General features: G+C 65.9%; 20 protein-coding genes. 8 read left to right on the plus strand and 12 right to left on the minus strand.

Features of this window, described 5'->3' with window-relative positions; translation table 11 throughout:
- Positions 1–97: 97 nt before the first annotated feature.
- The 7 genes from fliL to fliR all read left to right on the plus strand — a co-directional run bounded on the left by fliL (position 98) and on the right by fliR (position 4,700).
- Positions 98–601 (plus strand): flagellar basal body-associated protein FliL, encoded by a 504-nt coding sequence (gene fliL / locus JMY28_RS31410; RefSeq protein ID WP_201699813.1) that lies wholly within the window; start codon positions 98–100, stop codon positions 599–601.
- Positions 602–647: 46 nt separating this feature from the next.
- Positions 648–1,646, plus strand: a complete 999-nt coding sequence (fliM, locus tag JMY28_RS31415) for a flagellar motor switch protein FliM (protein ID WP_201699860.1) — start codon at positions 648–650, stop codon at positions 1,644–1,646.
- Entirely contained in the window at positions 1,639–2,100 is a 462-nt protein-coding gene (gene fliN / locus JMY28_RS31420; protein ID WP_201699814.1) for a flagellar motor switch protein FliN, read from the plus strand. The genes fliM and fliN overlap by 8 nt, the downstream gene beginning before the upstream one ends.
- Complete coding sequence (fliO, locus tag JMY28_RS31425; protein WP_201699815.1) at positions 2,097–2,750, plus strand: flagellar biosynthetic protein FliO; 654 nt, start codon at positions 2,097–2,099, stop codon at positions 2,748–2,750. Before fliN ends, fliO begins: the two co-directional genes overlap by 4 nt.
- Positions 2,751–2,852: 102 nt before the next feature.
- The gene (gene fliP / locus JMY28_RS31430; RefSeq protein ID WP_236597134.1) at positions 2,853–3,593 is read left to right on the plus strand and encodes a flagellar type III secretion system pore protein FliP; all 741 of its coding nucleotides are present in this window, start codon (positions 2,853–2,855) and stop codon (positions 3,591–3,593) included.
- A 10-nt stretch (positions 3,594–3,603) separates the two neighbouring features.
- Positions 3,604–3,876 carry a flagellar biosynthesis protein FliQ gene (gene fliQ / locus JMY28_RS31435; RefSeq protein ID WP_201699817.1) on the plus strand — a complete coding sequence of 91 codons (273 nt, stop codon included), beginning with the start codon at positions 3,604–3,606 and terminating at the stop codon, positions 3,874–3,876.
- A gap of 32 nt (positions 3,877–3,908) precedes the next feature.
- Positions 3,909–4,700, plus strand: coding sequence for a flagellar biosynthetic protein FliR (gene fliR / locus JMY28_RS31440; RefSeq protein WP_201699818.1), 792 nt, complete (start codon positions 3,909–3,911; stop codon positions 4,698–4,700).
- Positions 4,701–4,780: 80 nt separating this feature from the next.
- Here fliR and flgL read toward each other — a convergent pair whose 3' ends face one another.
- The 12 genes from flgL to JMY28_RS31500 all read right to left on the minus strand — a co-directional run bounded on the left by flgL (position 4,781) and on the right by JMY28_RS31500 (position 17,048).
- On the minus strand, positions 4,781–6,025 hold the full coding sequence (flgL, locus tag JMY28_RS31445) for a flagellar hook-associated protein FlgL (RefSeq protein ID WP_201699819.1): 1,245 nt from the start codon (positions 6,023–6,025) through the stop codon (positions 4,781–4,783).
- An 11-nt stretch (positions 6,026–6,036) separates the two neighbouring features.
- Positions 6,037–8,058: a flagellar hook-associated protein FlgK gene (gene flgK, locus JMY28_RS31450; RefSeq protein ID WP_201699820.1), complete on the minus strand. Its 2,022-nt coding sequence runs from the start codon at positions 8,056–8,058 to the stop codon at positions 6,037–6,039.
- A 205-nt stretch (positions 8,059–8,263) separates the two neighbouring features.
- Positions 8,264–9,025, minus strand: coding sequence for a flagellar brake protein (locus JMY28_RS31455; protein WP_201699821.1), 762 nt, complete (start codon positions 9,023–9,025; stop codon positions 8,264–8,266).
- Between the two features lie 270 nt (positions 9,026–9,295).
- Positions 9,296–10,297 (minus strand): flagellar assembly peptidoglycan hydrolase FlgJ, encoded by a 1,002-nt coding sequence (flgJ, locus tag JMY28_RS31460; RefSeq protein ID WP_201699822.1) that lies wholly within the window; start codon positions 10,295–10,297, stop codon positions 9,296–9,298.
- Positions 10,298–10,307: 10 nt separating this feature from the next.
- Positions 10,308–11,507 carry a flagellar basal body P-ring protein FlgI gene (locus JMY28_RS31465; RefSeq protein ID WP_201699823.1) on the minus strand — a complete coding sequence of 400 codons (1,200 nt, stop codon included), beginning with the start codon at positions 11,505–11,507 and terminating at the stop codon, positions 10,308–10,310.
- A complete protein-coding gene (locus tag JMY28_RS31470; protein ID WP_201699824.1) occupies positions 11,501–12,214 on the minus strand; it encodes a flagellar basal body L-ring protein FlgH in 714 nt (237 codons plus the stop codon). Before JMY28_RS31470 ends, JMY28_RS31465 begins: the two co-directional genes overlap by 7 nt.
- Before the next feature lie 35 nt (positions 12,215–12,249).
- Positions 12,250–13,038, minus strand: a complete 789-nt coding sequence (gene flgG, locus JMY28_RS31475; RefSeq protein ID WP_158758878.1) for a flagellar basal-body rod protein FlgG — start codon at positions 13,036–13,038, stop codon at positions 12,250–12,252.
- Positions 13,039–13,110: 72 nt separating this feature from the next.
- Complete coding sequence (flgF, locus tag JMY28_RS31480) at positions 13,111–13,869, minus strand: flagellar basal-body rod protein FlgF (RefSeq protein ID WP_201699825.1); 759 nt, start codon at positions 13,867–13,869, stop codon at positions 13,111–13,113.
- A 27-nt stretch (positions 13,870–13,896) separates the two neighbouring features.
- On the minus strand, positions 13,897–15,135 hold the full coding sequence (gene flgE / locus JMY28_RS31485) for a flagellar hook protein FlgE (protein ID WP_201699826.1): 1,239 nt from the start codon (positions 15,133–15,135) through the stop codon (positions 13,897–13,899).
- 26 nt (positions 15,136–15,161) lie between these two features.
- Positions 15,162–15,803: a flagellar hook assembly protein FlgD gene (locus tag JMY28_RS31490; RefSeq protein WP_201699861.1), complete on the minus strand. Its 642-nt coding sequence runs from the start codon at positions 15,801–15,803 to the stop codon at positions 15,162–15,164.
- Positions 15,804–16,014: 211 nt separating this feature from the next.
- Complete coding sequence (gene flgC / locus JMY28_RS31495) at positions 16,015–16,440, minus strand: flagellar basal body rod protein FlgC (RefSeq protein ID WP_042269015.1); 426 nt, start codon at positions 16,438–16,440, stop codon at positions 16,015–16,017.
- Positions 16,441–16,532: 92 nt separating this feature from the next.
- The gene (locus JMY28_RS31500) at positions 16,533–17,048 is read right to left on the minus strand and encodes a flagellar basal body protein (protein WP_201699827.1); all 516 of its coding nucleotides are present in this window, start codon (positions 17,046–17,048) and stop codon (positions 16,533–16,535) included.
- Between the two features lie 246 nt (positions 17,049–17,294).
- Here JMY28_RS31500 and flgA point away from each other — a divergent pair, with 246 nt between their 5' ends.
- Positions 17,295–18,587 carry a flagellar basal body P-ring formation chaperone FlgA gene (flgA, locus tag JMY28_RS31505; RefSeq protein WP_236597129.1) on the plus strand — a complete coding sequence of 431 codons (1,293 nt, stop codon included), beginning with the start codon at positions 17,295–17,297 and terminating at the stop codon, positions 18,585–18,587.
- The last annotated feature ends 110 nt before the right edge of the window (positions 18,588–18,697 follow it).

Below are 18,697 nucleotides of genomic sequence, written 5' to 3' on the forward strand. Positions count from 1 at the left end.
CGCTGAAAGGCAAAAGCCGGAACAATGCAGCATGCCCGGACTGACCATCAGGTCGGCGCCCCGGACCCTTGCAAGCATCCCAGGCTGACTTTTCGACATGGCGACCACCACCGCATCCCAGCAAGCCGCGCCCCAAAGCGCGAAACCCGGACCGATGAAGCGCATTCTCCTCATCGCGCTCATTGCGATCCTCGCCGCCGCCGCGGCGGGCGGCGCGACGTGGTTCTTCATGTCGCGCCACGCGGCGAGCGCGCCGGCTACGCCGGCCGCAGCGCCTCCGGTCGCGTCCGTCTATTACGCGCTCGAGCCGATGACCGTCAACCTGCAGACCGACGACGGCGAATCGCATTATCTGCGCATCGGCCTCACGCTCAAGCTCGACAGCCAGGCCACCCAGGACGCGCTCGTCGCCCGCATGCCCGAGATCCGCAGCCGCCTGTTGCTCGCGCTCTCGAACAAGCATCCGTCCGACCTCGCGCCGCTCGACGGCAAGCGTGCGCTCGCCACCGAGCTCGCCGTGCTGATCTCGGAGCCTTCGGCCGCGAACGAAAAGCCGATGCACGTCGACGACGTGCTGTTCACCGAATTCGTCGTCCAGTGAGCGTGGCCGAAATGATTCCCGCGATGGAGGGCCAGTCATCATGACGATGGGTCACGACGAGTTCATGTCCCAGGAGGAGGTCGATGCCCTCCTCAAAGGCGTCACCGGCGAAGTCGATTCCGATTCGGGCGCGTCCGATAAGCAAGGCGTACGTCCCTACAACATCGCGACGCAGGAACGTATCGTTCGCGGCCGGATGCCCGGCCTCGAAATCATCAACGAGCGCTTTGCGCGCCTGTTGCGCGTCGGCATCTTCAATTTCATGCGCCGCACCGCCGAAATCTCGGTGGGTCCGGTGCGCGTGCAGAAGTACAGCGAGTTCACCCGCAACCTGCCGATCCCGACGAACCTGAACCTCGTGCACGTGAAGCCGCTGCGCGGCACGTCGCTGTTCGTGTTCGACCCGAACCTCGTGTTCTTCGTCGTGGACAACCTCTTCGGCGGCGACGGGCGCTTTCACACGCGAGTGGAAGGCCGCGACTTCACGCAAACCGAACAACGCATCATCGGCAAGCTGCTCAATCTCGTGTTCGAGCACTACACGACCGCGTGGAAGAGCGTGCGGCCGCTGCAGTTCGAGTACGTGCGCTCCGAAATGCATACGCAGTTCGCAAACGTTGCCACGCCCAACGAGATCGTGATCGTCACGCAGTTCTCGATCGAATTCGGTCCGACGGGCGGCACGCTGCATATCTGCATGCCCTACTCGATGATCGAGCCGATCCGCGACGTGCTCGCCTCGCCGCTGCAAGGCGAAGTGCTCGACGTGGACCGCCGCTGGGTGCGCGTGCTCTCGCAGCAGGTGCAGGCCGCCGAAGTCGAGCTCACGGCCGACCTCGCGCAGGTGCCCGTCACGTTCGAGCAGATCCTGAACATGAAGAAGGGTGACGTGCTGCCCATGAACGTCGCGGAACACATCACCGCCAAGGTGGACGGCGTGCCCGTGATGGAGTGCGGCTACGGAATTTTCAATGGTCAATACGCGTTGCGGGTCCAGAAGATGATCAGCGCAGCCGACACGATGAAGGAAGGTGGATATGAGTGACGTAAACGGCACGAGCGCAGACGAGCCGGTGCTTGACCCGGCCATGGACGTCGCCGCGCAGGATGCAGGCGGCGAGTCGTCCCTGGACGACTGGGCGAGCGCGCTTGCCGAGCAGAACAGCAACGAGGCGCCCGCCGCGCAGCCCGCCGCTGTGTTCCAGCCGCTCTCGAAGGTCGATTCGACCAGGACGGCCAACGACATCGACATGATTCTGGACATTCCCGTCCAGATGACCGTGGAGCTTGGCCGCACCAAGATCGCCATCCGCAACCTGCTGCAACTCGCGCAGGGCTCCGTGGTGGAACTCGACGGCATGGCGGGCGAGCCGATGGACGTGCTCGTGAACGGCTGCCTCATCGCCCAGGGCGAAGTGGTGGTCGTGAACGACAAGTTCGGCATTCGTCTCACCGACATCATCACGCCGTCCGAGCGGATCCGGAAGCTGAACCGATGAAACCCCTGGCTGTTCCCGGCGCCAGTGCAAGCGTTGCTTGCGGCGCCAACGCAAGACGCGTGGGCAAGTCCCGCGGCGCGCGGGTGCTGCGATTCTCGTGGCGCCTCGCTGTGCACCTCTCGCTCGCCGGCGCGGCGGTTTTCGCGGTCATGAGTGCGCGGGCCGCCGACCTCAAGGCGGTCAACGAAGCCACGCGCGCGGCCGCAGGTAGTTCAGGCGCCTCCGCCGTGATCGCTGGCAGCGCGGTCCCCTCGCTCGGTTTCGGCGCCGTCGTGCAGACGGTGCTGGGCCTGGCGCTCGTGATCGGCGTGGTGTTCGGCTGCGCCTGGCTCGCACGGCGTCTCGGCCTGCAAGGCGGCCCGAAGAACGCGCTCGTGAAGACCGTGGGCGGCGCATCGCTCGGCGGCAAGGAGCGCGTGGCCGTGGTCGAGATCGGCGACACCTGGCTCGTGCTGGGCGCCGCGCCCGGCAACGTGCGCTTGCTTCACACGCTGCCCGCGGGCGAACTTCCCGCAGGCGCCGCGGCGGCGGCTCCCAACGCCCCCGCCCTCTCGGGCACCTTCGCACAGCGCTTTCGTGACGCGCTGAAAAGCGAGGCGAATAAACGCATCAACGCGCGTTTCATGCGTCACGACGGCGGAGCGCAGTAAATGCACGGCAGTCCCCTTTATGCGCCGGGCGCAGGCGGCGACGCCCACGCACGCGCGGCTACCCTCGCAAAGATCGCCAGAACGGCGCTCCCGTTCGCGCTGATGCTCGGCGCGGGCGCCTTCGCCCTCGCGCTGCCGCACCTCGCGCATGCACAAGCGGCACAACCCGCGGGCCTGCCCGCGTTCAACACGAGCCCTGGCCCGAACGGCGGCACGACCTACTCGCTGAGCGTGCAGACGATGCTGCTGCTCACGATGCTGTCGTTCCTGCCGGCGATGGTGCTGATGATGACGAGCTTCACGCGCATCATCATCGTGTTTTCGCTGCTGCGCCAGGCGCTCGGCACGACGACCACGCCGCCGAACCAGGTGCTCGTGGGCCTCGCGCTCTTTCTCACGCTGTTCGTGATGTCGCCGGTGCTCGACAAGGCTTACAACGACGGCTACAAGCCGTTCTCGGCCGGCACGATTTCGATGGACGACGCCGTGGCGCGCGGCGTCGCGCCGTTCAAGACCTTCATGCTGCGCCAGACCCGCGAGTCCGACCTCGCGCTCTTCGCGCGCATTTCGCACGCGGCGCCGATGCAAGGCCCCGAGGACGTGCCGCTCACGCTGCTCGTGCCCTCGTTCATCACGAGTGAACTGAAGACCGGCTTCCAGATCGGCTTCACGATCTACATTCCGTTTCTCATCATCGACCTGGTGGTGGCGAGCGTGCTCATGTCGATGGGTATGATGATGGTCTCGCCCGCGACCATTTCGCTGCCCTTCAAGCTCATGCTGTTCGTGCTGGTGGACGGCTGGCAACTGCTGATCGGCTCGCTCGCGCAGAGCTTCAGCTAAGGAGTCCACGATGACACCCGAAATGGTCATGACGATTGCCCACGAGGCAATGTACGTCACGCTCCTGCTTGCCGCACCGCTCCTGCTCGTGTCGCTCGCCGTGGGTCTCGTGGTGAGTCTCTTCCAGGCGGCCACGCAGATCAACGAAACCACGCTCTCGTTCATCCCCAAGCTGATTGCCATTGGCGTCACGCTCGTGATCGCCGGCCCGTGGATGCTCTCGACGATGGTCGATTACATGCACCGCATGTTCACGAGCATCGTCTCGGTCGCGGCGGGCTAGCGCGCCGCTGCGACAGTCTTTCGGCACGCTCCATGTTCACCGTCACCTACGCGCAGCTCAACGCCTGGCTCACGGCGTTCCTCTGGCCCTTCACGCGCATTCTGGCGCTCGTGGCGGTCGCGCCCGTGATGGGCAACCGCTCCGTGCCCACGCGCGTGAAGATCGGCCTCGCGGGCTTCATCACGCTGATCGTCGCGCCCACGCTCGGCGCCATGCCGCAGGTCACGGTGTTTTCCGCCGAGGGTGTGTGGATTCTCGTCAACCAGTTCCTGATCGGCATCGCGCTTGGCTTCACGATGCAGCTCGTGTTCGCGGTCGTGACCGCGGCGGGCGACATGATGAGTCTCGGCATGGGGCTCGGCTTCGCGAGCTTCTTCGACCCGCAGGCCAACACCAGCAGCCCGGCGCTCTCCTCGTGGCTGAACATGATGGCGATGCTCGCCTTCCTCGTGTTCGACGGCCATCTGCAGATGCTCGCGGCGCTCGTCGCGACGTTCCAGTCGCTGCCGGTCGCGGCGAGCGTGCTCGGCGCCTCGGGCTGGAACCTGATCGCCAACTATGGCGCGACGATACTGACCTCGGGCCTGCTGCTTTCGCTGCCGGTGGTGGTCGCGCTGCTCATCACCAATCTTTCGCTCGGCATTCTCAACCGCGCGGCTCCGCAGATCGGCATCTTCCAGATCGGCTTCGCGCTCACGATGCTCGTGGGCATGCTGCTTGTCCAGCTCATGATGCCCAACCTGATTCCCTACTTCGCGCGCCTGTTCGACAGCGGCATCGACCAGATGGGCCGCGTGGCCGGCGCGCTGCGCCCGCCTGGTTGAAGCGCGTTCCGGCAGGGCTGGCAGGGCAAAAAAAAGCGGACCGAAGTCCGCTTTTTTTTCGACCGATCAATGCCTCGCGATCAAGGATTGATGTACTGGAACAGCGAGAGATTCTGCGTTGCCGCAAAACTCTTCTGCGAAGCCGTGAGCGCGTTCGAGAGCTGTTCGAACTGGCTGATCGCGGCCACCGTGTCGGTGCTCGTGAGGTCCTCGAGATTCGAGGTGACCTGCAACGAGTTGGTCGACGTGACCGTTTGCAGCGCCTTCACTTCCTGCTCGCGGCCGCCCACGGAAGCCTGCACCGTGATCACGTTCGAGAGCGAGTTGCCGATCTGCGAGAGGCCGGTGTTCAGTGCGTTGTTGAGGTTCGCGACCGCAGCCTGCGAGCCGCTCGTGGGCGTGTTCAGCGCGGCGATGATGCTGTCGATGCTCGCGAACACGTCCGTGTTCTGCGACGCGGTGGCGGGCGTGACCGAGAACGAGTCACCCGCGCTGGGCGTACCCGAGAACGTCACGCTCATGCCCGTGCCGAGCGAGACTGCATTGCCCTCGGTGTACGTGGCCGGCGTCGTCGTCGTCGCCGGATTGGCGCTGTTGTCCGTCACCGTGTAGGTGAGCGCGCCGGTCGTCGGGTCGTTGGCGAACGCGATCGAGTAGTTGTCGTTGTTGGTCGCCTGCGTCGGGTCCGTCACCGTCACGCCGCTGATCACGCCCGTACCCTTGTTCGACGAATTGCCCGAGGCAACATTCGCCGAACCCACGGCCTGCACGCTCTGGAACACCGCCGTGCCCGTGTCGCCCACCGCGATGTTGCGCGTGCCGGCCACCTGCATCACGCGCTGGCCCGCGTCGCCGTTGTAGGTCACGCCGCCACCCGACTTGTTCGAGAACACCTGCGAGGTGCTCTGGAAGCCGGAGAAGATGTAGTTGCCCGCGCCGTCCGTGGTGTTGGCGAGCGTGAGCAGCTGGTTGCGGTCGCCTTGCATCTGCTGGGCGATCGCCTGACGCGCCTGGTCGGTGAGCGAGCCGTTCTGGGCTTCGATGATGAGCGAATGGATGCTCTGCATCGTGCTCGTCACGCTCGTGAGCGTCGTGTCCTCGAGCTGCAGCGCGGTGAGCGCCGTGGTCTGATTCGACGAGTACTGCGTGAGCGTCGCGCTCGTGGCGGAAAGCGTCACGGCCTGCGCGGCGCCGAGCGGATTGTCGGCCGGATTCGAAATGGCCACGCCAGTCGAGATCTGCTGCTGGACCTGGAGGAGTTGAGACTGCTGGTTCTCCATCGTCGACACGCTGGAGGCAAAAATCTGGGAAGTCGCGATACGCATGGATTAGCGCCTCACTGGAAAATGCCGATCAGGGTCTGGAACAGCGTCGCCGCCGTCTGGATCACCTTGCTGTTGGCTTGATAGAGCTGTTGGTACTGCAGCAGGTTCGCGGCTTCCTCGTCGAGGTTCACGCCCTGCACCGACTGCTGCTGCGAAGTGAGCTGCGCCACGAGCGACTGCTGCGACGTGTTCGACGCGTTCAGCTGGCTAGCGGCGTTGCCGATCGTGTTGACGTAGTTCGCATACGCCGTGGTGAGCGTGGTCGAACCGCTGAACGCCGTGCTCGACGTGAGGCCCGCAATCGCGAGCGCGTTGCGGCCGTCCTGCGTGCCGCTCTTGTTGCCTGCGACCGTGAACGTGTCGTTGTTCGAGGGCGTGCCGGTCATCGTGAAGCTCACGTTCGTCGCGGTGCCGTTGGCGCCCGTCGAATCCGTGAGATTCGTGATGGTGTACGTCGCGCCCTGGGTCGGGTCGTAGGGCACACCGGTCACGGGTGGCGTCCCGGTGCTGTCGATCGTCACGGAGCTGGTCGTTCCGCCTGCCGTGATCGACACGGTCGTGCCGTCGGGCAGGCCGTTCAGCGTGCCGGTGGTCGAGTCGTAGGTCAGCGTGACCGGCAGGTTGGTCGTCGAATAGCCCGTGCCCACCGCGCCCTGCGTGACGTTGGCCGTGCCTGCGTTCGTCGTGGCCGCCGAAACGACGACCGGCGTGGCCGCCGCGATGGCTGCGGGGTCGCTGGTCGCGACGGAGAAGCTCGCGAGCGCGCCGGCAGTCGGCTGGATCATGAACGAGTCGCCGGCGCTCACCGAGCCCGAAGGCGTAATCGAGAAGCCGCCGATCGTGATCGGCGCGGCGCCGTTCGGCTGGGTGGCAACCAGCGAGTTCGTCGTCGTGTCGGTGAGGTTCCAGTTCGTGCCGTCGTAGCTCAGCTTGTAGTTGTCGGTGAGCGGCTGCGTGCTGTTCGTGAGCGTCGCGCTCACCGTGCCAGACGTGCTGGAGTTCGTCGAGCTGGCCGTGACGAGCGGGTTGCCCACCGTGAACAGATTGCCGCCCGCGCCGCCCGAGAGCGTGAGGCCGAGCGCATTCTGCGAGTTCACCTGCGCGGTGAAGCTCGTCACGATCGCGCCCAGCTGCGATTCAGCCGGATCGAGCGTGGTCGAGACGAACGAAAGCAGGCCGCCCACGGTGCCGCCTTGCAGCGCGGCCGAGCTGAGCACCTGCGGCGTGCCTTGCGACGCGGCGCTCGCGCCGTTCAGACCCTGCCACGTCACAGCGAGCTCCTGCGGGTTGGAGCTCGACGGCTGCGTGCCGAGGTTGTAGCTATTGCTGCTCACCACGAGCGGCTGGCCGTTGCCAAGGAAGACGCTATAGCCGCTGCTGCCCTGCACGACCTGCACGCCGACCAGCTGCGAGAGATTCGCAACGGCTTGATCGCGCTGATCGAGCAGCTGGTTCGGCTGCTGGCCGCTCGCGCTCGCGGACGTGATCTGCGCGTTGAGGTTCGCGATCTGCTGCGTATAGGTGTTGATTTGCGAGACGGCGCTCGTGAGCTGCGTGTTTACGCTCTTTCGCATGGCGTCGTACTGCGAGCTCGCGGCGTTGATCTGGGTGGCGAGCGTTTGCGCGTCGGAAAGCACGGTCTGGCGCGCCGCAGTATCCGAAGGCGAATTCGAGACGTTCTGCAAGCCCGAGAAGAAGTTCGTGATCGCGGTCGCGATGCCGGAGGTCGGGCTGCCCACGAGATTCGAGAGCTGCGTGGCGAGCGTGTACGAAGCCGAGTAAGCGCTGCTGGTCGACTGCGCGTTGTTGAGCGCCGTCGTGAGGTACTGGCTGTAGGCGCGCTGCACGGTCGCGGTCGTGACGCCGCTGCCGATATAGCCGCTCGACGTGTACTGCCCCGCCGCCTCCTGGTACACCGGCGTCTCGACGGTGTAGCCCGCGGTCGTCGAGTTGCTGATGTTCTCGCCGGTGGTCGAGATACCAATCTGCGCCGCCTGCAGGCCGCTCAGACCGATCGAGAAAATGTTGGACATGCGTAATCCTCGAAAGCAGCCTGCCCCCCTGGCAAACCGCGTGATGTACTCACGGTATAACGGCAACGCCCTGCAAAAATTGAGCGCCCGATGCGCGCGAAAACGTTAGCGCGTATGCGTGCGCCAATCCCGTGGCAGTGCGAACCGGCGCAACATGCGTTGCGCCGGCCAGACGATGCGGATAGTGCGGGTGAGGCTGTGCCGATCAGGCACGCGCGAGCGCGCGGCGCTTCATCTCGAGCTGCGTGATATAGCGCTGCAGCGTGTTCTCGGCGGAGCCAGGCAGCGCGTCGAAGCGAAAGCCCATGTGATAGCGGCGCTCGCCGTTGGGCAAGTCGATGAAGCGCAGCACGACGAGCCCGAGATCCACGCGCAGCTTGCCGTGCGCACGCAGGTCGAGCTCGACGTCAGGCAGCACGAGGCCCATGGCGAGATCCGCGACGCGCGCGTCGGTCGTGCGCAGCCCGAGGCCGCCAAGCGAGAGGTCATGCACCTCGTACGCGAAGCGCGGGCCGCCGCCCGGCAGTTCGCCGCGGCAGATGCACGGCTCGAGCACGGGCGTGTCGACGCGGAAATACTCGCGCCGCTGCATGTAGAACAGCACTTCGGGGAAGTCGGCCTCGAACGCGGGGCGCCCTTCGAACTCGGTGCGCCGCGGCGTGGCCGTCTTGAACTCCACGCGCACGCCGTCGGGCGATGCGTGGAAGTGGGATTCAGGCGCAGCGAGCACGCCCGTGTTCTGCTCGGGCAACGCGCCCCAGTCGAACACGAAAGTGCGCTCGCGCCCGTTGACGGCCAGAATGCGCGTGACGAGCTGTCCACCGCGATACTGGAGGGTCAGGAAGTCGCCTCGATTGACGAGATTGCGTAGCTGGACGCCGATCTCGAGCGGATTGCGGCGCCCAAAATCGGGGACGCTTTCCGCGCCCTCGCCTGCTTCCTGTGGATTCGACTGAACGGTATTCATCGGGCCTGCCGGAAATTCGTGAACGTGCCGGCGCACCAGCGGACCTTTTCCGCGCGCGCCGTTCGGGCGGTCTGAGCGCCCGATTGCTTTTCCATCTCGCCTGCATTAGCGGCAGGCATTACGAAAAATTTAGGGATTAGGCGTAAAAAAAATGGACCGTTTCCCTGCATGAAACACACACACACGCTGCTTCTTTCGGCAACTGCGCCGAGGCAACGTTTGCGGTTGCCTGATTGACGCCAACCGCGCTGCCCGCCGTCGCGTCGACCGTCAGGCCATCCGCTGCATGATGGTCAGCAGCTTTTTCGCATAGTGCGGGTCGGTAGCGTAGCCCGCGCGCTGCATGCCGTGCGCGAAGCCCTCGGCGCTCTTCGAGCCGTTGATCACCGACGCGTAGCGCGGATTGCTCTTGAGCAGCGAGGCGTAGTCGGTCATCGCGTCTTCGTACGAGTCGTAGGCGCGGAACTTCTCCACCACGCGATGCGGCTGGCCGTTCACGTACTCGGTCGTGACCGTCGAGACGGTCTTGCCGCCCCAGTCCTTGCTCGCCTTGATGCCGAACACGTTGTGGCTCGTCGAGCCGTCGGCGTTCTTGATCTCGCGCTTGCCCCAGCCCGATTCGAGCGCGGCCTGGCCGAGAATGAAGCGCGCAGGGATGCCGGTGGTCGAGCTGGCCTGCTGCGCGGCGTTGGCGAGCTTGTCGACGAAAGCGTCCACCGAGGCGTCGCCGTTGCCCTTGACTGCCGGCGTGAGTGCGCTGTTGCCGCTGTAGCCCGAACCGTTGGCGAGTGCGCCGTTGGCCGCGGCGTTGCCGTAGGCGCGGCCGAGCGCGTTGAGCATCGCGAGGTTGCCCTCGTTCGCGTCCTTGCCCGAAAGCCCCGAGATCGCGCCTGCAACGCCGCCCGCACCGCCCGCGCCGCCTGCACCATCGGCACCGGCGGCGCCGCCCATGCTGCGCATGAGTTGCTTGAGCATCGCGTTCGCCACGCCAATGCCCTTGTTCGACATCTGCTGCGCGAGCTGCTGGTCCATCATCGAGGTGAACTGCGCGCCGTCGTGCGAGTCGAGCGGACCGTCGTCGGGTGTCGCGTCGCGCATGCTCTTGAGCATCATCTGCGTGAAGACCGCGTCGAACTGCTTCGCGGCCATCTTCGCGCCCTGCTGCGGCGAGGCGTTCGCCGCGGCGCGCATCGAGTCGAAGCCCTGCACGTCAAGCGCGAAGCGGTTGGTGAGGTCGAGGCTGCCGCCGCCGATGTTGTTCGTATTATCCAAGTTACACCTCTTAGATGATCTCGAGGTCGGCGCGCAGTGCGCCCGCCGCCTTCATCGCCTGCAGGATCGACATCAGGTCCGCCGGCGTCGCGCCGAGCGCGTTGAGCGCCTTCACGACCTCGGCGAGATTCGCGCCCGCCGTGACGAGCTTGAGCGCCCCGTCGTCCTGCTTCAACTGGATCTGCGACTGGCGCGTCGCCACCGTCTGGCCATTGGAGAACGCGCCGGGCTGGCTTACCGCCGTCTGCGTGTTCACAACGACCGAGAGATTGCCGTGCGCGACCGCGCAGCTCTCCAGCGTCACCATCTGGTTCATGACGATCGAGCCGGTGCGCGCGTTCAGGATCACCTTCGCAGCCGGCGTGGCCGGGTTCACGTTGAGGTCCTGGATCTGCGCGATGAAGCCCACCTGCGACGCCGGATCGGCCGGCCCGCGCACCTGGATCGTGCGGCCGTCGAGCGGCGAGGCTGTGCCCGGCCCGAACATGTTGTTGACGGCCGAGACGATGCGCTGCGTCGTGTCGTAGTCCATGTCGTTGACGGTCAGCGTGAGGAGGCCGCCCTGCTGCGATACAGGCGAGATCACCGAGCGCTCGACGATCGCGCCGCCCGCGATGCGGCCTGCGGCGAGCTGGTTCACCTGCACCTTGCTGCCGTTGGCCGAGGCGCCTGCGCCGCCCACGGCCACGTTGCCCTGAGCGAGCGCATAGACCTGGCCGTCGGCGCCCTTGAGCGGCGTGAGCAGCAGTGTGCCGCCGCGAATGCTTTTCGCGTTGGCGAGCGACGACACCGTGATGTCGATCTGCTCGCCCGGCCGTGCGAACGGCGGCAGCACGGCCGTCACCATCACCGCGGCGACGTTCTTCAGCTGCATGTTGTTGAGCGTCGACGAGGAACCCGACGAGCTCGACGTGTTGTTGATCGAGATACCGAGGTTCGCGAGCATGTTCGCGAGCGTTTGCGTGGTGAACGGCGCCTGGGTCGTCTGGTCGCCGGTGCCGTCGAGACCCACCACGAGGCCGTAGCCGATGAGCGGGTTGTCGCGCACGCCCTGGAAGGTCGCAAGGTCTTTCACGCGCTCGGCGCGCGCCGGCGTCGCGTAGGCGACGAGCGCACCGCAGGCGATGACGAAACCGAACGCCACGCCCAGGGCGGCGAACACGTCCTTCACGCGCGAGCGGCGCGAACGATGGAAGCGGATCTTTACCATGGCGCGATGTTCAGGAAGAAGCGTTGCAGCCAGCCCATCGTTTCGGCTTCGTCGATCACGCCTTTCGCGGAGTATTCGATCTTCGCGTCGGCGACGTCGGTCGAGAGCACGGAGTTGTCTCCGGCAACGGTGTTCGGATTGACGACGCCGGAGAAGCGCACGTATTCATTGCCCTGGTTGATGAGCATCTGCTTCTCGCCGGAGACGACGAGATTGCCGTTGGGCAGCACGTTCGTCACGGTCACGGTAATGACGCCCGTGAACGTGTTCGAAGCGTTCGCGCCGCCCGTGGCGTCGAACTGGTTCGCGCCCGTCGAATTCAGGTTCGCGCGATTGAAGAAGCCCGGCAGGAAGTTCGCGGTGCCCGAGAAGCTCGTGGCGCTGCCGCGCTTGGTGTTCGCGCCCGATGACTTGGTCGCGTTGATGTTCTCGGAAATGACGATCGTGAGGATGTCGCCGGTATTGCGCGGACGCTGGTCCTCGAAGAGCGGCCGTCCCGCGTAGCCCGGGTTGTAGATGGCGCCCGGCGACAGGTTCGTGGGCGGCATGGGCGGCACGGCCGTCATCGGCTGCTGCACGATAGGCTGCTTGTTGGGAATGTAGGCGCAGCCCGCCAGCATCGCGAGCGCCACAGCCGCCACGTGCGAGCGGGCGTGGCCCGCCTGCCGCGCGCGGATGCGAGGATGGTTTCGAACGGACTGCGACATATTCTTCACCGACTTGATTAACCAGGGACTCTGCCTCAGACCTGCATCTGGCTGAGGGTTTGCAGCATCTGGTCAGAAGTGGTGACCGCCTTGCTGTTGATTTCGTAGGCGCGCTGCGTCTCGATCATGTTCACGAGCTCTTGCACCACGTTCACGTTCGACGATTCCACGTAGCCCTGGTTGAGCGTGCCCGAACCGTTCTGGCCCGGCGTGGAAACCGTGGGGGCGCCCGACGAAGCCGTTTCCGACAACAGGTTCTGCCCGTTCGACTGAAGGCCGGCCGGGTTGATGAACATGGCGAGCTGCAGCGTGCCGATGGTCGTGTTGTTGGCCGTGCCCGGCGTCGTGACCGTCACCACGCCATCGCTGCCAATGGTGAGCGAGGTGGCGTTCGCGGGCACCGTGATCGCCGGGATCACCTGGTAGCCGCTCGCCGTCACGAGCTGGCCTTGCGAGTTGGTCTGGAACGAGCCGTCGCGCGTGTAGGCCGTCGTGCCGTCGGGCATCTGGACCTGGAAGAAGCCTGCGCCGTTGACCGCCACGTCCTTCGAATTGCCGGTCTGCTGCAGGTTGCCCTGCGTGTAGAGACGCTCGGTCGCCACCTGCTGCACGCCCGTGCCCACCTGGCTGCCCGAAGGCAGTTCGGTTTGCTGGGTCGAGTTCGCACCCGGCTGGCGCAGCGTCTGGTACATGAGGTCCTCGAACACCGCGCGCGAGCCCTTGAAGCCATTGGTGCTCACGTTCGCGAGGTTGTTCGAGATCACGTCCATCTGCGACTGCTGGGCCTGCATGCCGGTGGCGGCGATGTATAGCGATCGGTTCACGGTGTCTTTCTCCCGGTCCGGCCTCGCGCGCATCATGCGGCGCGAAGCGGCCTTCATTTAACTTGAAATGGCTTAGCTAAAGTTGAGCAGCTGGTTTGCGCTCTGCTCGTTCTGGTCCGCGTTCTGGAGCAGCTTGGTCTGCATCTGGAACTGGCGCGCGTTGGTGATCATCGAGACCATCGCCGCGACCGGGTTCACGTTGCTGCCCTCGATCGACTCGGTGGCGACCTGCACGGTCTGGTCCGCGTCGGCGGGGTTGCCGTCCGACGTGTGGAAAAGGCCATCGTCACCGCGCGTGAGCGCACCTGCCTGCGGGTTGACGAACTTGATCTGGTCGATCATGGCGATCGCGTTGGCGGGGCTGCCCGGCGCGATGGCCGAAACCGTGCCGTCCTTGCCGATCGTGACCGCCGAGCCCGGCGGCACGGCGATCGGGCCGCCGCCGCCGATCACCTGCTGGTTGGCGGCGGTGACGAGCTGGCCGTTTTCATCGACGTGCAGATTGCCCGCACGCGTATAGGCCTCGTTGCCGTCGGCCGTCTGCACGGCCATGAAACCCGCGCCCTGAATGGCGATATCGAGCGGGTTGCCGGTCCGCGAGATCGCACCGGGCGTCATGTCCGAGCCAGGCGTCGCCGAGAGCACGTAGGTGCGCGTGGTCTGGTCGTTCACCGTCGAGCCGTCGCCGAACGACATCGGCACAGAGCGAAAGTTGGCGAGCTGCGCGCGAAAGCCCGTGGTCGAGACGTTCGCGAGGTTGTTCGCGACGACGGCCTGCTGCTCGAGCGCCTGGCTCGCGCCCGTCATCGCGGTATAGATCAGTCGGTCCATGATGTGCCCGGTACGTGGTTAGGCGCGTTACATCTGCAGCAGCGTCTGGTCGACGGTCTGCTGCGTCTTGATGGTTTGCGCGTTCGCCTGATAGTTGCGCTGTGCCGTAATCAGGTCGACGAGCTGATTCGTCAGGTCGACGTTCGACGATTCGAGCGCGCCGCCCGTGAGCGAGCCGTGATTCGTGCTGCCCGGCGTGGAAACCTGCGCCACGCCCGACGCCGTGGTTTGCTGGAACTGGTTGCCGCCCAGGTTCACGAGGCCATTGGGGTTGTTGAAGTTGGCAAGCACGACCTGACCGAGCGCCATGGTCTGGCCGTTCGAGTAGTTGCCGGTGATGGTGCCGTCCGCGCCGATCGAGAAGTTCGAGAGCGTGCCGCTCGGGTAGCCGTCCTGGGCGAGGTTGTTCACGCCGTTGGCCGAGCCGTACTGCGTCGTGCCCGTGAGGTCGAGCGTCAGCGGCTGCGGCGTCGTGGAGCCGTCCGTCGGCGTAATGTTGAACGAGAGCGACGTGGTCCCGTTGGTCGTTGCCGGGGCCGTGGCCGTAATGCTCTGGAGGGCGCCGGACGAGCTGAACTGTGCCGTGCCGATCTGCGTCACCGAGCCGGCCTGACCCGCATAAACGTTCCACTGGCCGCTCGCCGCGTCTTTCGCGAAATACATGTTGACCGTCTGGGCGCCGCCGAGCGTGTCGTAGGCCGTCACCGAGGTCGAATACGTGTAGCTCGTCGAGTCGGTTTCGCTGAAGGGCGTCGTGGTGGGCGTCGTGGACTGCGCGTTCAGGTTCAGCTGCGCCGTGATGTTCTTCGTCGCGACCGGCGCGATGTTCGTGGTCGGCACTTGCAGCGGCACGGTCTGCGCCGAATTGATCACGCCGTTTGCGCCGGCCGCATAGCCCATCAAGTCATTGCCCGACGCATCGGTGATATAGCCGTTCTTGTCGAGCTGGAACACGCCGTTACGCGAATACGTGATCGTGCCGTTGTTCGACATCTGGAAGAAGCCGTTGCCGTTGATGGCGACGTTCAGCGCCTGGCCCGTCGTGTTGATCGTGCCTTGCGAGAAGTCCTGCTGCACGGTCTGGAGCGAAGCGCCGAGGCCGATCTGGTTGCCCACCGACGTCGCGATGGTGTTCGCGTAGACGTCGGCGAACTGCGCCGTGCTCTGCTTGAAGCCAACGGTGTTCGCGTTGGCGATGTTGTTGCCGATCACGTCGAGGTCGTTCGACGCCGCGGCGAGGCCGCTCAATCCTTGCTGGTAGCCCATGGTTGTCTACTCCGCGTTTATCGTGTTCAGAGAATGGCGCCCACGCTCGAAAGCGGGACCGTCTTGCCGTTGGCGAGCGAGAGGCTCGCGGTGCCGTCCGACTGCTGGACCACGCCTTGCACCTGGCTCGCGACGAGCGCGGTGGCCGTGGCGGACTGGCCGTTGGTCGTCGCGGTGGCGCTGATCGTGTAAGTGCCGTCGGCGACCGTGTTGCCCGCGCTGTCCTTGCCGTTCCAGACGACCGGCACGGTGCCGGCCGACTGCGCGCCGAGGTCGAGCGTATTGACGACCTGGCCTGCCGAGTTCGTGATCGTGAGCTTGACGTCCGAAACCGCCGAAGGCAGCGTCACGCCGAGCTGCGGCGCCGAGCCGCTCGACACCGTGGCGCTGCTGCCCGCCGCGAGCACGGTCGAGCCGATGAGCAGCGCAGCCTGCGCGTTCTGGCCCGCCGAAAGCTGCGTGGAAAGCGAAGACAGCGACGTGTTGAGCTGCTGAATCCCCGAAACCGTGTTGATCTGGGCGAGCTGCGAGGTCATCTGCGAGCTGTCCATCGGATCGGTCGGATCCTGGTTCTGCAGCTGTGCGACGAGCAGTTGCAGGAAGGTGGTCTGCAGATCGCTCGCGCTCGTGCCGCTCGACGACGACGAGGCCGAGCTCGTGCCGTTCATGGTGTCGAGCAGTTGCTGCGACACGGTGGCGGTGCTGCCGCCGATGGTTGTGTTGCTGGAACTCAACGCGTTCTCCCTCGATTGCGCTTCGTGCTTGGCGTGTGGTGGTGGCGGGCGTTGCTTCGTTTCGCGCCCGCTGGTCTCTGTATTACTGCGTAGTGCGTGCCGTGCTTCAGGTCGCCGCTTTACGTCCCTGCGTTACGTCCCTGCGTTACGTCCCGATAGTGAGCGTCTTGAGCATCAACTGCTTGGCCGTGTTCAGCGTTTCGACGTTGGCCTGGTACGAGCGCGACGCCGAGATCATGTTCACCATCTCCTGCACCGGATCGACGTTGGGCATCGTCACGTAGCCGTCCGCGTTGGCGGAAGGATTGTCGGGGTCGTAGGTCTGCTTCATGGGCGTGGGGTCGTCCACCACGCCGGTCACCCTGACGCCGCCCACCTGCTGGCCCGAGGCCGTGCGCGCGCCGCCGAGCGGATTGACCGCGAACACGACCTGCTTCGCCTTGTACGGCTGGCCGTCGGGGCCGGTCGTGCTGTCGGCGTTGGCGAGATTGGACGCCGTCACGTTCAGACGCTGCGATTCCGCCGTCATGGCGGAGCCCGCAACGCTGAAAATGTTCATCAGGGATGGCATGGTTTCGTTGACCTCACATCAGGTGCGCGTCACGCGCGCGTTGGTCGTTCATGGCTTCGTTACTGCGTATTCCGGCTTCGCGCGCGCGGCGATCAGCTCGAACCCGAGCTGATCGCGGACATCATCGTCTTGATCTGCTGCGAGACCACCGTCATACCCGACTCGAAGTGCAGCGCGTTGTCGGCGAACTGCACACGTTCGGTGTCGAGATCGACCGTGTTGCCGTCGAGCGCGGGCTGCACCGGCGTGCGGTACATGAGCTGGCTCTTGTAGGTATCGGCCGGGCCGCCCGTCGGGATCAGCTTCGCGTCGCCGGCCATGTGGCCCGACTCCGTGGCCGCCATCTGCATGCCGCTCGTCACGCCCGCGGGCTGCGCCATGGCGAGCGGCTGGACGTTGCCGCCCGAGGTAGCCGCCATGCCCGCCGTGCCGCCCGCGCCTTGCTGGCGCAGCGCGCCAGCCAACGAGGCCGCGAAGTCCACGTCGCGCGCCTGGTAGCCCGGCGTGTCGGCGTTCGCGATGTTCGAAGAGATCAATGCCTGCCGCGTGGCGCGCACGTCGAGCGCTTCGCGCCCAAAGGCGAATTCGGCATCGAGTTTGTCCAGCATCGGGCGTTCTCCGTGAAGCGAAAAAGGATTCGTCGTGAGCGCGGTGGGCCCGCCATCGGCGAGGAAACCGGCGCAAACGTTAGGCGCGTGGTCCGAAGGCCTTTGCGCATGGAGTGGAATATTAGGCGGGGGTGGCAAGAACCAATCGGACGAATAGCCGGTAAAGCGCCCCTCTATTCGACGCAAGCGCGCGGGGGCCGCCGCCTAGAATGCGAGGCGTGTCAATGCATTCGATGGAGAACGACGATGCCGCAGACTGCCTCTTTCCTCAGGCCGCACGCCGGCCTGGAGCGGCGTGCGCGCGCGCTGTCGTGGAGCGCGTCCTGGACGTGCGTGCTTGCTTGCGCCATCGGCGGCGTGCTCGCTCATGCGCAAACCGCGCCGCAACCCGAGGGCGCGGGCGGCCAGATATTCATTGCGGGCAACGGCGACCGCGCGGGCTCCGACGCCCCGCAGATGAACGCGCTGCTCGCCAGCAACGCGAAGAAGCCTGCCGTGGCTACGGCCACCAATGCTTCGGCCCGTGATGCCGCGCCGCTGCGCGCGGCCAGCTACGCCGATCTGAATTCGCGCGGCGTGCCCGAGGATGCGCGCGCGGGTGTCGAGTCGAACGGCATGATCACGATTCCGGGCCCCGGCGAGCGCGCGCCCCAAGGCGACGCGCCGCGCATCGTCACGATTCCCGCGCCGGGTGCGCCCGCCCAGCCCATGCGCGTGCCGACGGCCAACCCGAACAACGCGGGCACGCTTCAGCGCGTGAATCTGCAGAGCGCCGCGAACCGCGTCGCCGCGGTAGTCGTGGACGCCGGCGCGGCGCCAGGCGCACCCGCGAAGCCAGTGGTCAACGCAAGCACCAGCGCGCCTCCTGCTACCAATCCCAGCGCCGTCGCCACGAACGTCCAGGCCACGCCGCCCGGTCAGCAGGACGGCGAATCGATCCGCACCGTCGCGCTCGCCTTCCTGCAGCAGCAGTCGGCGGGCTTGCCGGGCCACGTGAGCATTACGGTCGCGCCGGTGTTCCCGCGCGGCCTCGCGGCCTGCACCTCGCTCGAGCCGTTCATGCCGCCGGGCGCGCGCACGTATGGCCGCACGACCGTGGGCATGCGCTGCATCGGCGCGAAGCCGTGGACGCTCTATGTGAGCGCGCGCATTGCCGTGGACGTGACTTACTACGTGGCCTCGCGCCAGATCGGCGCGGGCGAAGCCCTCTCGGCCGCGGACTTCATGCCGCGCGCGGGCGACCTCGCGAGCCTGCCGCAGACCATCATCACCGATCCCAACCAGGCGACGGGCGCCGTCGCGCTCGCGCGTATTTCCGCGGGCCTGCCGCTGCGCACCGACATGCTGCGCAGCGCCGCCTCGGTGGTGATCGGACAAACCGTCAAGGTGATCGCCGTGGGCAGCAACTTCACGATCTCCGCCGAAGGCAGCGCGCTCAACAACGCCGCGCCCGGGCAGCAGGTGCGCGTGCGCACGAGCGGCGGCCAGATCATCTCCGGCGTGGTCAAGGACGCCGGCACGGTGCAGGTGCAAATCTAGGCCCGGCAAGATCTGGTAAGGGCCGGATCCCGGCGGATTCAGTCCCGCCTGGTGGCCTGATCCGGCGATTTCCGGCTTTGTGCGCCAGCACACGTAACAGCGTGTAACGG

Source organism: Paraburkholderia hiiakae (assembly GCF_904848665.1).
In the GTDB taxonomy this organism is placed as follows: Bacteria; Pseudomonadota; Gammaproteobacteria; order Burkholderiales; family Burkholderiaceae; genus Paraburkholderia; species Paraburkholderia hiiakae.